This is a genomic window from Bradyrhizobium sp. USDA 3315 (assembly GCF_054056795.1).
On sequence record NZ_JBSRYP010000001.1, the window covers coordinates 5,569,041 to 5,582,641 of the forward strand.

At 61.9% G+C, this 13,601-nt stretch carries 9 protein-coding genes; 4 read left to right on the top strand and 5 right to left on the bottom strand.

The annotated features are described in order from the left end of the window. Positions 1 to 15 precede the first annotated feature (15 nt). A complete protein-coding gene (locus ACVIYL_RS25845; RefSeq protein ID WP_456780179.1) occupies positions 16 to 1,134 on the top strand; it encodes a cobalamin-independent methionine synthase II family protein in 1,119 nt (372 codons plus the stop codon). A gap of 111 nt (positions 1,135 to 1,245) precedes the next feature. Here ACVIYL_RS25845 and ACVIYL_RS25850 read toward each other — a convergent pair whose 3' ends face one another. The 5 genes from ACVIYL_RS25850 to ACVIYL_RS25870 all read right to left on the bottom strand — a co-directional run bounded on the left by ACVIYL_RS25850 (position 1,246) and on the right by ACVIYL_RS25870 (position 8,916). Next, a complete protein-coding gene (locus tag ACVIYL_RS25850) occupies positions 1,246 to 2,973 on the bottom strand; it encodes a caspase family protein (RefSeq protein ID WP_456780180.1) in 1,728 nt (575 codons plus the stop codon). Between the two features lie 236 nt (positions 2,974 to 3,209). Continuing rightward, the gene (locus tag ACVIYL_RS25855; protein WP_456780181.1) at positions 3,210 to 5,804 is read right to left on the bottom strand and encodes a hypothetical protein; all 2,595 of its coding nucleotides are present in this window, start codon (positions 5,802 to 5,804) and stop codon (positions 3,210 to 3,212) included. A 1-nt stretch (position 5,805) separates the two neighbouring features. Beyond that, positions 5,806 to 6,555, bottom strand: coding sequence for a class I SAM-dependent methyltransferase (locus ACVIYL_RS25860; RefSeq protein ID WP_456780182.1), 750 nt, complete (start codon positions 6,553 to 6,555; stop codon positions 5,806 to 5,808). 10 nt (positions 6,556 to 6,565) lie between these two features. Next, on the bottom strand, positions 6,566 to 8,014 hold the full coding sequence (locus tag ACVIYL_RS25865; RefSeq protein WP_212060134.1) for a glycosyltransferase: 1,449 nt from the start codon (positions 8,012 to 8,014) through the stop codon (positions 6,566 to 6,568). Between the two features lie 59 nt (positions 8,015 to 8,073). After that, positions 8,074 to 8,916, bottom strand: a complete 843-nt coding sequence (locus tag ACVIYL_RS25870; protein WP_456780183.1) for an FkbM family methyltransferase — start codon at positions 8,914 to 8,916, stop codon at positions 8,074 to 8,076. A 349-nt stretch (positions 8,917 to 9,265) separates the two neighbouring features. Here ACVIYL_RS25870 and ACVIYL_RS25875 point away from each other — a divergent pair, with 349 nt between their 5' ends. The 3 genes from ACVIYL_RS25875 (at position 9,266) to ahcY (ending at position 13,432) form a co-directional block, all read left to right on the top strand. Beyond that, positions 9,266 to 10,621 (top strand): hypothetical protein, encoded by a 1,356-nt coding sequence (locus tag ACVIYL_RS25875; protein WP_456780184.1) that lies wholly within the window; start codon positions 9,266 to 9,268, stop codon positions 10,619 to 10,621. A 60-nt stretch (positions 10,622 to 10,681) separates the two neighbouring features. Beyond that, complete coding sequence (metK, locus tag ACVIYL_RS25880; RefSeq protein WP_225644478.1) at positions 10,682 to 11,878, top strand: methionine adenosyltransferase; 1,197 nt, start codon at positions 10,682 to 10,684, stop codon at positions 11,876 to 11,878. A 126-nt stretch (positions 11,879 to 12,004) separates the two neighbouring features. After that, complete coding sequence (gene ahcY / locus ACVIYL_RS25885; RefSeq protein ID WP_172647648.1) at positions 12,005 to 13,432, top strand: adenosylhomocysteinase; 1,428 nt, start codon at positions 12,005 to 12,007, stop codon at positions 13,430 to 13,432. Positions 13,433 to 13,601: the final 169 nt, after the last annotated feature.

Below are 13,601 nucleotides of genomic sequence, written 5' to 3' on the forward strand. Positions count from 1 at the left end.
GACCGGGAGTTGACCATGCAGCGAACCAAGCCTCCGTTCCGCGCCGACGAGGTCGGCAGCCTGTTGCGCCCGCCGAAGATCAAGGAGGCCCGCGCCAAACTGGAGAAGGGCGAGATCTCGGCCGACGAGCTGCGCAAGATCGAGGACATGGAGATCGAGAAGGTCGTGCACAAGCAGGCCTCGGTCGGCCTGAAGCTCGCGACCGACGGCGAATTCCGCCGCTCCTGGTGGCACTTCGATTTCCTCAGCCACCTGACCGGCTGCGAGCTGTTCCACCCCGACATGGGCATTCAGTTTGCCGGCGTGCAAACCCGGCACGACGCCATCAGGGTGATCGGAAAGCTCGATTTCTCCGACCAACACCCGATGCTCGATCACTTCAGGTTTCTGAAGAAGTACGCCGACCAGGCGCATGTCACGCCGAAGATGACGATCCCGTCGCCGGCGGTGCTGCACTTCCGCGGCGGCCGCAAGCTGATCGCGAAGGAGGTCTATCCCGATCTCGAGGAGTTTTACCACGATCTCGGCAAGACCTATCGTAAGGCGGTGAAGGCGTTCTACGACGCCGGCTGCCGCTACCTGCAATTCGACGACACGGTGTGGGCCTATCTGTGCTCGCCGGAGGAATTGCAGAAGTCGCGCGACCGCGGCGACAATCCCGATGGCTTGCAGCAGATCTACGCGCGCGTCATCAACTACGCGATCGCCGATCGTCCGTCCGACATGGTGATCACCACGCATGTCTGCCGCGGCAATTTCCGCTCGACCTGGATCTCCTCCGGCGGCTACGAGCCGGTCGCCGAGACCATGCTCGCCGGCACCAATTACGACGGCTATTTCCTCGAATATGATTCCGACCGCGCCGGCGGCTTCGAGCCGCTGCGCTTCCTGCCCAAGGGCAACAAGGTCGTGGTGGTCGGCGTCATCACCTCGAAGTTCGGCGAGCTCGAGAAGAAGGACGCCATCAAGCGGCGGCTGGAGGAAGCAGCCAAATTCGCCCCGATCGAGCAGCTCGCAGTGTCGCCGCAATGCGGCTTTGCCTCGACCGAGGAGGGCAACATCCTCTCCGAGGAAGAGCAGTGGGCCAAGCTGCGGCTCACGGTCGAGGCCGCGAACGAGGTGTGGGGCAAGTAATACCGCTTCCTCCGTCATTGCGAGGAGCGAAGCGACGAAGCAATCCATCTTTCCCTACGTGGAGGCATGGATTGCTTCGCTTCGCTCGCAATGACGGTTGAGAGCTGTGCTTCACCTCTCCACCAGATAGACCTCGCCGAGCAGCGAGGAGTTCGACCACGGCACCTGCTTGCCCTTGGTCGCGGCGACGACCTCGGCGCGGACCCGCGTCAGCATCTGCTGCACCTCGAGGCCGGGCGTGCCGACATGGCGCGACAGTGCCGCCGAGAACGGGCTGTTGGCGCCTTCGCCGTCGAGCGCGACCTGGCCCGGCGCGGTCGCGAACGCGATCAGCGTGCCGGCGCCGAGCGTCGAGCCTGATCCGAGCGAGGCGGGCGCAGCAAGGCCGGAGCTGGCCTCGATGCCGCGGCTTGGGCCCGCGGAGGCCAGCTGCGGCGCCATCGGATTGTTGCGGCAGGCATCCAGGATCAGGATGTTGGTGCGGATCTGATCGTCGAGACCGGCCATGATGGTGTCCATGTCGACCATCGCGTCGGTCATGCGCCGGCCCGCCTTGAATTCGATATCGACCGGCACGAGGTAGTTGCGGCCGTCGACCTGCACGCCGTGACCGGCGTAGTAGACCACCGCGATCTGCGACCGCGCGGCCTCGCGCAGGAAATCGTGGATCGTCTGCTGCATGGCGTCGCGCCCGAGATCGAGGCCTTCGGAGACGGTGAAGCCGATCTCGCGCAGGCTCCTGGCGATGGCGCGCGCGTCGTTGGGCGGGTTGGGCAACGCCTTCGCCTGGGCATAGGCACCGTTGCCGATCACCAGCGCGACGCGGCGGCCAGTGGCTGCGGCCTGCACGCGGGCTGCGGGTGCGGTCGGTGGTGCGGCGGACGCCGGTGGTGCGGGGGCAGGGCTGCTCTCGGCGGCGGGCGCCGCCGCGGTCTTGCGCGGGGCGGCGTCGGCTTCCTTCAGCAGCGTCAGCCGCACCTTGGCGGTGGCCTGGTTGGCCTTGCTGCCGGCGTCGGAGGCCGCGCCCTCGAGCACCGACGCGTAGTCTTCCTTGGCGTGCGCGGCATCGCCCTTGGCCTCATAGGCGAGGCCGCGCTGGGTATAGGCCGAGATCAGCACGCTACCCGGTGGCGTCATGATGTTGACCGACGCCTTCGCCTTGGCAAGCCGGATCGCTTCCGTCGTGTCCGCAATGGCGGGGGCGATGTCGCCCTTGGCCCGCCAGATCACGGCGCGGCTGATCAGCGGCTGCGGCAGCGACGGGTCGATCCTGACCGCCTCATTGATGTCGGCGAGCGCGCCGTCGAGATCGCCGAGCGCCTGCTTCGAGGAGCCGCGGTTCTGGTAGGAGAAGGCCGATTTCGGACCGGCCTTGATCGCGGCGTCGTAGTCGGCGATCGCCCGGGTGTAGTCGCCCTTGCTGCGATAGGCGTTGCCGCGGTTGTGGAAGATGATGCCGCTCGGCGGGCCCATGCGCAGCGCGTCGTTGAAGTCGGCGATCGCGATGTCGTACTCGCCCTTGTCGAAATAGGCCGAGCCCCGCAAATTGTAGACGGCGGTGCTGGGCTTGAGGCGCAGCGCCTCGGTAGCGTCGGCAATCACCTGCGCGTAGTTGCCTTTCTTGTTCCAGCCGACCGCGCGCCAGAAATAGATCGTGGCGAGCTTCTCGCCGGAAAATACCTTCAGCGCGATGATCTTGGTGCAGGCGTCGATCATCTGGTCGGCCGGGGTGGTCTCGGTCGTACAGAGCGGGCCGAGCTGCGCGCGCGCCTGGGCGAAGCAGGCCGCCGACCACAGGACGGCCGCAAGCAGTGCGGGGATCAGGAACAGACGGCGCATCGCTCATCCGGGTGCTGGCCGTCATGGTGATCGGCGACGGCGGTCGAAGAGGCGGTCATGCCTGTTTGGTGATCGGGCAGCAAAGCGGGTTCAATTGGCGGGAAAAATCAATGCAGCTATCATCCCATGTTCTCGCGACCCGGAAGGCGGCTGCTCCCGCCCTGGCCCGAAGGATGGACCATGCTTGGCGGCAAGTCAGGGCCGGGAGGTGGCTCACGCGAGCGTAGCTCAGGATGTCATCGCTCGGTCGCCGGCCACGGCTCCGCCTTCGTGACATAGAGCCAATACACACCAGCACCATTATGTTTTTGGCCCCATGGCTTCAAATTGAAATGCCAGGCTTGAACTTCGCGACGTTCTACAATTTCCGCTGGGACGATATACAAAGGCTCGCTACCGAAGCCCTTCTTTATCCGTGGAGCATACACGAAACCGAACGGCAATGGTGGCACTGTGGGGTGGACTAGACCTTGATACTGTTCCAAGCCGCTCTGCGCGACCATGGCCGCGAAGTCTGAAAGATGAATGGTTGGAACATCCTCGCGAAGCGGCTGGCTATCCTCGACTACAAGGAAACCAGACATCCGACGACCGCTGAAGACAAAGGACTCCTTGTAGCTTTGCGGGTCACCCGGGCTATCCAGCTTCTCTGCAAACAAGCGGTGAGCTGCCCAAGGCACGCAAACGAAGAGCGCTGCCGCCACAACCAATCCGACCAAGCCATTTCGTGACAATCGGGAGTGCGAAGGGAACTCGGTCGCTGTCCAGACGCGGCTGCTCAGTCCCAGCGCAAAGAACAGCGCCATCATCGGATGACTTGCGGCGAGCGCGCGTGCGCCATCATCGAAGTAGATAAGTGCGGACGACGCCACGATGCTCGCCCAGAGAAAGGCCCAGAAAGTCAGTTCGACGGCTTTCGCTCGCCTTACGGCGCCGTACAAAAGACCGACAAGGGATACCGCTGTTAGCAGTTTCTGGGGTAGCCAGTCCGGTTGGAGCACCCATCCGTAGCCTCTCCAAAGCACACCAGGAAATGTTGTAATGAACTCCTCTGCGCTCTCGGCCAATCGCCGGAACAGGACGCCAGGATTCTCACGGAATTTTTCCCAGGCGGCAGAATAAAGTTGCCGCACCATAGCATCGTCGGAACCAACAACGGGCGTACCCTCCGCGGCGAGCTTCTTGAGGCAACCGTCCCATGTTGTCCCCATCGAAAGGCCACAGAGGACATAGGCAAAATTGCCTGTCGTTGAACTAGGGCCTGTTGCGTAGACGCGTTGTAGGAGGGAATTCAACCCAAGAACGCCAAGCAAAATAAAGAAAGCCGCGACGCCAATCCTGATCTTTGCCTTAGTGCCTCGTCCGAATTGCCAGACCAGCCAGATCAGGAGAGCAGGAATCGTAAACATGCTCCCCATGCGCGTCATCAGTGCCACGGCTGTCATCGCAAATGCGACCAGCGCTGCGCTGACGGAGCGGTCGAGAAAAGCCCTGATGAAGAACGGGATAGACAGCAGCGCCCAGAACAATCCGAATGGCTCGGTGAGAGGTGTCGCCACAAAGTAGCAATCGTAGATATAATTCAGTGCAAAGAAGGCTATTCCGGCCCAGATGCCTCGCCACTTGACGATCGCATGCGTCGCAAAGCACATCGCGCCTGCCAGAAGGCAAGCCTGCAAGATCAGCATGCTCTGCAGTGAAAGATTACCAAAAATCAGCAGAACCGATCTGAAAGCCGCAGCCAAGGGCCGGCGAAGTGCGAACGCGTTCAAAGTGCCATCGTTCACCTGATCGAAAGCAGCCGTCACATAGCCGTTCGCGTCTGAAAATGGCAGCAGGCCGCCCATGTTCGAGACGTTAGGGTCGCTCGGTCTGACAATTCCCGCCCACATGGTGCTGATGCAAAAAACGAACGCACATGCCACGATCGGAAATCCAGACCAGGCGAGAAGCCGTCGCAGGAACCGTTCGTGCGATGCCATCAGGGACCGATAAGGTGTGTTCGAGCCGATCGACCACGTCGCTACCGCTCCGAGCCCAGCCAGCGTCAAGAGCGGATATCCGAGATACGGCCCGTTGATGGCGGCCCATTTGGCTATCGGCGACCAACGGATCAGCGCAGCGGTTGGCAGCGGATAGCCGGTTGCCAAAGCATAGAGACTGACGATGGCGAACACCGCCGAGGCAACCAGCGCGGCCCCGCATAGCCCAGCCAGGATCCAATAAGCCGCTCCCAACACGGCGATCTTCGATCGCTCACCATATCGCTTTGCGAACGATCCGAGCGGACCGGAATACGCGAAACAGCCGAGCAGTGCCGTCAAAATCGCGAGCGCGGAAATGACCCAAGCCCTCGGTCGCAAGCTGTAGTGGACGGTTGCTACTGCTGATGCATCATTCTTCACGCCAGGAGGAAGCGCAAAGATCACGCCGCTTCCCCAGTGGCTAAATCCCGTCGTTGTACCTGACCGAATGATGTCGTGCAGGGTGTGCGCGGGGCCCATCTTGCGGCCGTTGATGCGCAGCCCGAGGGTGGACTGAAGGGGTTTCTCGCCGTTGTCGCCGAGCAAAGGTTGCCGCCACCATGGAGCGGGCGGCTCCTGCGGAACGGCTAATATGAAGGAGGCCTGCGGCGGATTCGTTTCCGCCGTGAATGGACCGGCGAATTCAAATTCCTGCTGCTGGATGCCGAGCTGGAGCGCAAGCGCCACCAGGGTCAAGACGACGAGCGGCCAGAATATCAATCTTGCGCCGATAGACTTCCAATCGCTGACTTGGCGAATAGAGGCTGACCCGACAGCAGCTCCGCTCCTCCTCAGCAGGTACTGCATCCTACACTCGCTCGACCACGACGATCATTCGGAACGCGAGGTGCTTGCGAAGGAACACCGGTACCATCTTTTCAAACTGCAGCGTCGGGCTGACCAGAGCCGCCGGAATCAAAGACCATCTCTGCAACCCGCCGCTCATCGGATAGGCAAACAGGCTGTGCCAGTCCACGCTGCGCACACGCAGCGAGGGCACGGTCTGTTCCACGCGCCGGCGCGCCGGCTCCGTGGCAAACAGCAGCGTGGGAATGGCCTGATTTGCGTCGAACGGATCGCGATTGGGATCGATTGGCACCGGAGCGAATGGATCGGCCTTCATATCCACCGGCTCTTCGTGAAAGTGGTCGTAGAACCGGCGCGCCAGCGTCGTCATCGCGGGCTCGATCATCACCAGCCGTCCGCCTGGTTTCAGCACGCGTGACGCTTCGTTGAGGAATTCGATCGGGCGCTCCAGATGATGCAAGACGTCGAGCATCACCACGCCGCCAAATACGCCGTTCTGGAATGGCAGTCGGTGAGCGTCGGCCACGACATCGATGCCGGGAAAGCGCAGGATGTCGACGGAGACGACGTCCGGGCGAGTTTGCTTGATATGAGCGGTGCCTCCGCCGATATCGAGAATTGCACCCTCCGGACAGTTCTCAAAGAGCTGCCGATGGTAGTCCTGGTACAGAAGGCGTATCGCCTCCTTTGTTTCCCACACTTCGCGGTGGACGATCTGGCGCTGGTTCAAGCCGGCTGGATTGTCTGTCACGGCTCACCGATCATACAGCTTTGAGCTTGCGATAGGCGAATACGACCATCTTCAGCAGCAGCCAGCCGTCGCGAAAGCGCGAAATCTGAGTCTGGCCGAACGTGCGGGCCTTGTAGTGAATGGGCGTCTCGATCAGCTTCAGATTTTGCTTCACCGCACCGAAGATCAGGTCGAAGTCACCGAACGGATCGAAATTGCCGAAATAGGATCGCTCGCGCGCCAGCACCTCGTAGTCCTTTCGCAGCAGGACCTTGGTACCGCACAGGGTGTCGGTCAATCGCGTGTTGGTCAGATAGCTGAAGATGTAGGCGAAGCATCGATTGGCAATCAGGTTGAGCGGCCGCATCGCTTCGTTTTCCATCGGATAGATGAGGCGGCTGCCATTGACGAATTCAGCTTTGCCGCTTTCGATCACAGCATGGTACTTTGGTAACGCCTCGGGCGGCATGGTCAGGTCCGCATCGAGAATCATCAGGACGTCCTGCTTGGCTGCCGCAAAGCCTTTTCGTACGGCGTCACCTTTGCCCTTGCCGTCCTGCTTCAGCACCGTGATGTCCCAAACGCCCCGATAGGCGTCGCGAACCCGCTCGCACTCCTCGAAGGTGCCGTCACTTGAGTTGCCCTCGACGAAGATGATCTCTTGCGCGCTGCCGAACCTGGGCATGCGCTTGATGGCGCTCTCGATGTTGCCACGTTCGTTGCGGCAAGGAATGAGGATGCTCGCCGAGAGCTTCCGGTCGGCAAACTGCCGTATGGGGCGCCCAACAAAATATGTCCGCAAGCAAAGATTGCGGATGCCCGGCAGCGGCGCGATGAACCGGTTGATGAAGGGCCCCAGCCCGAGCCACCGCCGCGGCAGCAATTGCCTTTGCTCGTGCCTGATGACCTCAAGGTCGGCAAGATCCATCAGATTAAGGAAGTCCGAGGTGGCGATATAATTGATCTTCGGCTGCCGGCTCTTCAGTCTGAGCATTTCTCCGATCTTGAGGATCGGTTCCCAGAGGGGGGAATAATAGGAAATCACCAGTCGCGTCGATGGTGAGCAGATCCTCTGGATCAGCCCAAGCGTCCCATCGATGTCGTCGAACATCCCGATCGTGTCCGCGATAACGATGTAGTCGAATGGACCTTCGATCGCGTCGAACGTTTGCGGATCTTCCACGTCGCCTTCATGAAATTGCAGATTGGGGAATCGTTCGCGCGCCCGCGTGATCGCCGCCTGGCTGAAGTCGACGCCCACTCCATAAGAAGGCTCAAGCGCGGCGAGCAGCTCGCCGCGGCCGCAACCCAGTTCAAGCACACGCTTCCCAGGAGGAATTAGAAAGCGCATGTACTGAAGGTCTTCGGCATAGTAGGCCGAATTGATCTTCCGCCAGCGCTCCTGTTCCTCAAGCGTGGCCTCGATGCGCTCCAGGAATTCGCGCTTACGGTTGCTGAGCGGCCGCGGCTCGCTGGACAAAGTCGCCGCTGTGTTCGCCTGGGATGAATAAGAAGCCAATGCAATCTCCGACAGTCACGCTATTGCACACGGGCAATTGCATTGATGCAGGCGCCGTCCGAAACCATTCGGCCTAGTTCGGCGGCCGAGGAAGGCAGCGCGTTGCCGTGCTTTTCATCGAAAAAACGGTACCCGTTTGGAATGAAATACGAAAAGAGTTCTTCTAGGGAGGTCCCTCGTTCCTCGAGCACATAGGGCGCCAGTTCCATGACGAAAATCGGCTTCACGTCCTTCATGAGCTTTGAGGCTCCGCGGAGAACGTCGCACTCGTAGCCATCCACATCCAGCTTGACGAGCTGCACCCGCAGATCCGGGAACTGGGCCAGAACATCGTCGAGTCTGCGAGCTTGCGCGGCTTCCGTGCGCATCTCACGCCCAAGGTGCTTCGCGTGCAAGCCGCTTTCATTGGTGAGCGGCCAGCTCGAATAGATGGCTGACGGAACGGGTTCGGCGTCCTTGCCGGTCAGGAAGCAGTGCAGAGGGATCACGCGCTTCTGCAGCTCGGGATTCAGTTCGAGATTGCGATTGAGCTTGCGAAAGGCGAAGTCGGTCGGTTCGAAGGCGAGAACGCGTCCTTCCGGACCAACGAGGTGAGCCAGATGGAGCGTGTGGGCTCCTACATTGGCCCCAATATCGAGGACCAGTGATCCGGGCTTCACAAGCTCGCGCAGCGTGGCCCTCGTTTGGCGCTCGTAGATATTGCCGAGATAGATCGCGAAATCGATGCCTTGCGCCAGGTCCAGATCGTAGTTGATGCCGTTTCTGACGGCGATCTGACGATCGGATCTTCCCAGCAGCGACCGTCCAGCGCGAACGGCGCGGTACATCAAGCGAGCGGCACCGATCTTGTGAGTGGTTTTCATTGGCGAATTTGGTGTCCCTAAAGCCGGCACTCTTAACGAACGTCGGCGCGGTTGTAAAACGTGCGGATTGGGTCGCTCGTCGAGCTCGGCTCCCCGATGCGAAGGGGGCTGTGGAACTTTTGTTTGAAAATCGGTGGTTGTGACAATTCGCGCCGCAAAAGCGCGGCGAGAGAGCGCATCCGATCGTGTGGACCAGGCGATAGCGGTCAAACAGGGGGCGGTCGTGCCTCGCGGTATGGTCCTTCGATAGCGCGTAGGCCTTCCATTGGTGGGAAGATGGTGATATGAAATCACCACGTGAAGCTTCTGCCCACTCTTGTCCCACTCGCCACTGCCCACTCAAGACGCCATGAAGAACGACGAAATCCTCAGTCAGATCACGGATTTCTGCCGTCGCTCCGACATGGCGGAGACGACGTTCGGCCGCCGCGCCGTCAATGACGGCAAGCTGGTGTACCGGCTGCGGGAGGGCAAGCGCATCACGATCGATACGCTCGACCGCATCAACGCCTTCATCGCGACCTCGACGCCGGGCGGCGTGGCGCCGCCGCGCGGCCTCGTGGTGCCGCCGGAAAAGCGCGATCCGCGGGGCAATTTCCGGTTCTTCGAGAACCGCCAGCGCTATTTGCTGTTCGTCCACACCTGCAGTGAGAAGCGGGTGATCGCCGACCGGGTTGCACTGGAGCTGGCAGCCATCCATCCGCGGCCGCCGGCACTGCGGGTGTTCGATGCCGGGATGGGCGACGGCACGGTGCTGGCGCGGGTCTTGCGCGCCATGCATGGCCGCTTCCCACATATGCCGTTCTATGTCGCCGGCAAGGAACTGAGCCTGGAGGACGTCCGCCTGACCCTCGACAAGGTCCCCGACCGCCTGTTCGAGCATCCGGCCAGCGTCTTCGTGTTCACCAACATGTATTACGCCGAGGCGCCGTGGCTGACGCCCAAGAACTCCGCGGCGGCCGCCAGCATGATCTGGCACGAGGTGGCCCTGCGAGGCGCTTCCTCGGGTGAGTTCGAGGCCCAGATCGCCGAACTCGGTCCGTTCCTGGAGCAGAACTGGCGCGCCAACCTCAGCCCCGGCAATGCGATGCCGATCTATGAACGGCCGGTGGCGCTGGTCCTGTACCGGGACGATCACCGGTTCCTGCTCGATTCCATCATTCCGCGGGCCGGCCGCACCGAAGCCAATTTCGATCTTGTGATCGCCTCGCAGCCTTACCGTGCCAAATCCTCGGTGAACTTCCGCGCCAAGCGGATCATCGCGCCGCTGGCCCGCGCGCTGCGCGGTGGCGGACGGCTGATAGGAATCCACTCCCACGGCGGCGATCCCGGGCTTGAAATGATTCAAGCCGTCTGGCCCGGAGAAAATCCTTTCGCCGTCAGCCGCCATGAGATACTGCGCGCGGTGAAATACGAACTGGGCTCCGCCGGCCGCGAGCTGAACTTCAACGCCTACGCCGATAACCGTTCGATCTTCCGATATGATATGGAAGCGCTGCCCAATGAGGTAACCGGCTTGATCGGAACCTCGACGGCCTTTGCTGCGTGGAATGCGGCGGTGTATGTCGCGCAGATCGAAGATGAGCGGTTGACCGAAACGACCGAAAACGGACGAGCTCTCGAGGCCACGCGCGAAGTTCTCCGCAAACACAATGGGCTGTGGTTCTACGACGAATCCTACGTCATCTCGCGGCGACGAGACTGACATGCCGGGGACATATTCACCAACCAACGTCGGACTTCGACTTAACAAGGGGTTTGCTTGATGCGCGCGTCTTACCTGTTCACCAGCGAGTCGGTCTCGGAAGGCCATCCGGACAAGGTCTGTGATCGTATCTCGGATGAGATCGTCGATCTGTTCTATCGCGAGGGACCGAAAGCGGGCATCGACCCGTGGCAGATCCGCGCGGCATGCGAGACGCTCGCGACCACCAACAAGGTGGTGATCGCCGGCGAAACGCGCGGCCCGAGCTCGGTCACCAACGACCACATCGAGAGCGTGGTTCGCTCTGCAATCAAGGACATCGGTTACGAGCAGGACGGCTTCCACTGGAAGAACTGCGACATCGAGATCCTGCTGCATCCGCAGTCGGCCGACATCGCGCAGGGCGTCGACGCGCTGCAGCCGGGCGAGGTCAAGGAAGAGGGTGCCGGCGACCAGGGCATCATGTTCGGTTACGCCACCAACGAGACGCCGGACCTGATGCCGGCGCCGATCTTCTACGCCCACAAGATCCTGCGGCTGATCTCCGAAGCGCGCCACTCCGGCCGCGAGAAGGTGCTGGGTCCGGACTCCAAGAGCCAGGTCACGGTGCAGTACGAGAACGGCAAGCCGGTCGGCGTCCGCGAGATCGTGGTCTCGCACCAGCATCTGGTCGAGGACCTGTCGTCCAAGCAGATCCGCGACATCGTCGAGCCCTATGTCCGCGAGGCGCTGCCGAAGGAGTGGATCAGCGACAAGACGATCTGGCACATCAATCCGACCGGCAAGTTCTTCATCGGCGGTCCCGACGGCGACTCCGGCCTGACCGGCCGCAAGATCATCGTCGACACCTATGGCGGCGCGGCTCCGCATGGCGGCGGCGCGTTCTCCGGCAAGGATCCGACCAAGGTCGACCGCTCGGCCGCCTATGCCGCGCGCTATGTCGCCAAGAACATCGTCGCGGCCGGTCTCGCCGACCGCTGCACGCTACAACTCGCCTATGCGATCGGCGTGGCGCGTCCGCTGTCGATCTACATCGACACCCACGGCACCGGTAAGGTGTCGGAGGATCAGCTCGAGAAGGCGGTGGCCAAGGCGATGGATCTGACGCCGCGCGGCATCCGCAGCCATCTCGACCTCAACCGCCCGATCTACGCGCGCACCTCGGCCTACGGCCATTTCGGCCGCACGCCCGACAATGAGGGCGGCTTCTCCTGGGAGAAGACCGATCTCGTCGAGCAGCTGAAGCGCGCGCTCTGATACTTGCGTCATTCCGGGGCGCCCGCGGGAGCGAGCGAACCCGGAATCCCTAATCATCACCTCGAGATTCCGGGTTCGCCTCTTCGAGGCGCCCCGGAACGACCAGTTCAACAACAGGACGCTCAAATGAACGCCCCCACGAAGCCCGGCTTCACCGACTACATCGTCAAGGACATTGCGCTCGCCGATTTCGGCCGCAAGGAGATCTCGCTGGCCGAGACCGAGATGCCCGGCCTGATGGCCACCCGCGAGGAGTTCGGCCCCAAGCAACCGCTGAAGGGCGCGCGCATCGCGGGCTCGCTGCACATGACGATCCAGACCGCAGTGCTGATTGAAACGCTCGCTGCGCTCGGCGCCGACATCCGCTGGGTCTCCTGCAACATCTATTCGACCCAGGATCACGCCGCCGCCGCGATCGCCGCGGCCGGCATTCCGGTGTTCGCCGTCAAGGGCGAGACGCTGACCGAGTACTGGGACTACACAGCCAAGCTGTTCGACTGGCACGGCGGCGGCACGCCCAACATGATCCTCGATGATGGCGGCGACGCCACCATGCTGGTGCATGCCGGCTACCGCGCCGAGCAGGGCGACACCGCCTTCCTCGACAAGCCGGGCTCCGAGGAAGAGGAAATCTTCTACGCGCTGGTCAAGCGCCTCTTGAAGGAGAAGCCGAAGGGCTGGTTCGCCGAGATCGCCAAGAACATCAAGGGCGTCTCGGAGGAGACCACCACGGGCGTGCATCGCCTCTACGAGATGGCGAACAAGGGCACGCTCCTGTTCCCGGCGATCAACGTCAACGACAGCGTCACCAAATCGAAGTTCGACAACCTCTATGGCTGCCGCGAGTCGCTGGTCGACGGCATCCGCCGCGGCACCGACGTGATGCTGTCGGGCAAGGTCGCGATGGTTGCCGGCTTCGGCGACGTCGGCAAGGGCTCGGCCGCCTCGCTGCGCCAGGCCGGCTGCCGCGTCATGGTCTCCGAGGTCGATCCGATCTGCGCGCTGCAGGCGGCGATGGAAGGCTATGAGGTCGTGACCATGGAAGACGCGGCGCCGCGCGCCGACATCTTCGTCACCGCCACCGGCAACAAGGACATCATCACCATCGAGCACATGCGCGCGATGAAGGATCGCGCCATCGTCTGCAACATCGGTCACTTCGACAACGAGATTCAGATCGCGAGCCTTCGCAATCTGAAGTGGACCAACATCAAGCCGCAGGTCGACGAGATCGAATTCCCCGACAAGCACCGCATCATCATGCTGTCGGAAGGCCGCCTCGTGAACCTCGGCAATGCGATGGGCCATCCGTCCTTCGTGATGTCGGCGTCCTTCACCAACCAGACGCTGGCGCAGATCGAGCTGTTCGCCAACAACAAGGACGGCAAGTACGCCAAGAAGGTCTACGTGCTGCCGAAGACGCTCGACGAGAAGGTCGCCCGCTTGCACCTCGCCAAGATCGGCGTCAAGCTGACCGAGCTGCGCAAGGATCAGGCCGACTATATCGGCGTGAAGCAGGAAGGTCCGTACAAATCGGATCACTACCGCTACTGATCCGCGCCCGCAGCAATCGATCACGTGAAGAGCCCCGGCCTCGCCCGGGGCTTTTTGCTAGGCAGGCTCGTGCATCAAGCTGGGATGCCGCACGCAATTTGACTGGTCGCCCCCGTGCACCGGTCGAGGACCGGTCATACCAAAATGGGCCGTGCAATAAGGTCCTTTT

Coding starts and splice junctions, on each gene's coding strand:
- ACVIYL_RS25870 (WP_456780183.1), bottom strand. CDS start 8,916: ATGAAAACCACTCACAAGATCGGTGCCGCTCGCTTGATGTACCGCGCC.
- ahcY (WP_172647648.1), top strand. CDS start 12,005: ATGAACGCCCCCACGAAGCCCGGCTTCACCGACTACATCGTCAAGGAC.
- ACVIYL_RS25855 (WP_456780181.1), bottom strand. CDS start 5,804: ATGCAGTACCTGCTGAGGAGGAGCGGAGCTGCTGTCGGGTCAGCCTCT.
- ACVIYL_RS25845 (WP_456780179.1), top strand. CDS start 16: ATGCAGCGAACCAAGCCTCCGTTCCGCGCCGACGAGGTCGGCAGCCTG.
- ACVIYL_RS25850 (WP_456780180.1), bottom strand. CDS start 2,973: ATGCGCCGTCTGTTCCTGATCCCCGCACTGCTTGCGGCCGTCCTGTGG.
- metK (WP_225644478.1), top strand. CDS start 10,682: ATGCGCGCGTCTTACCTGTTCACCAGCGAGTCGGTCTCGGAAGGCCAT.
- ACVIYL_RS25875 (WP_456780184.1), top strand. CDS start 9,266: ATGAAGAACGACGAAATCCTCAGTCAGATCACGGATTTCTGCCGTCGC.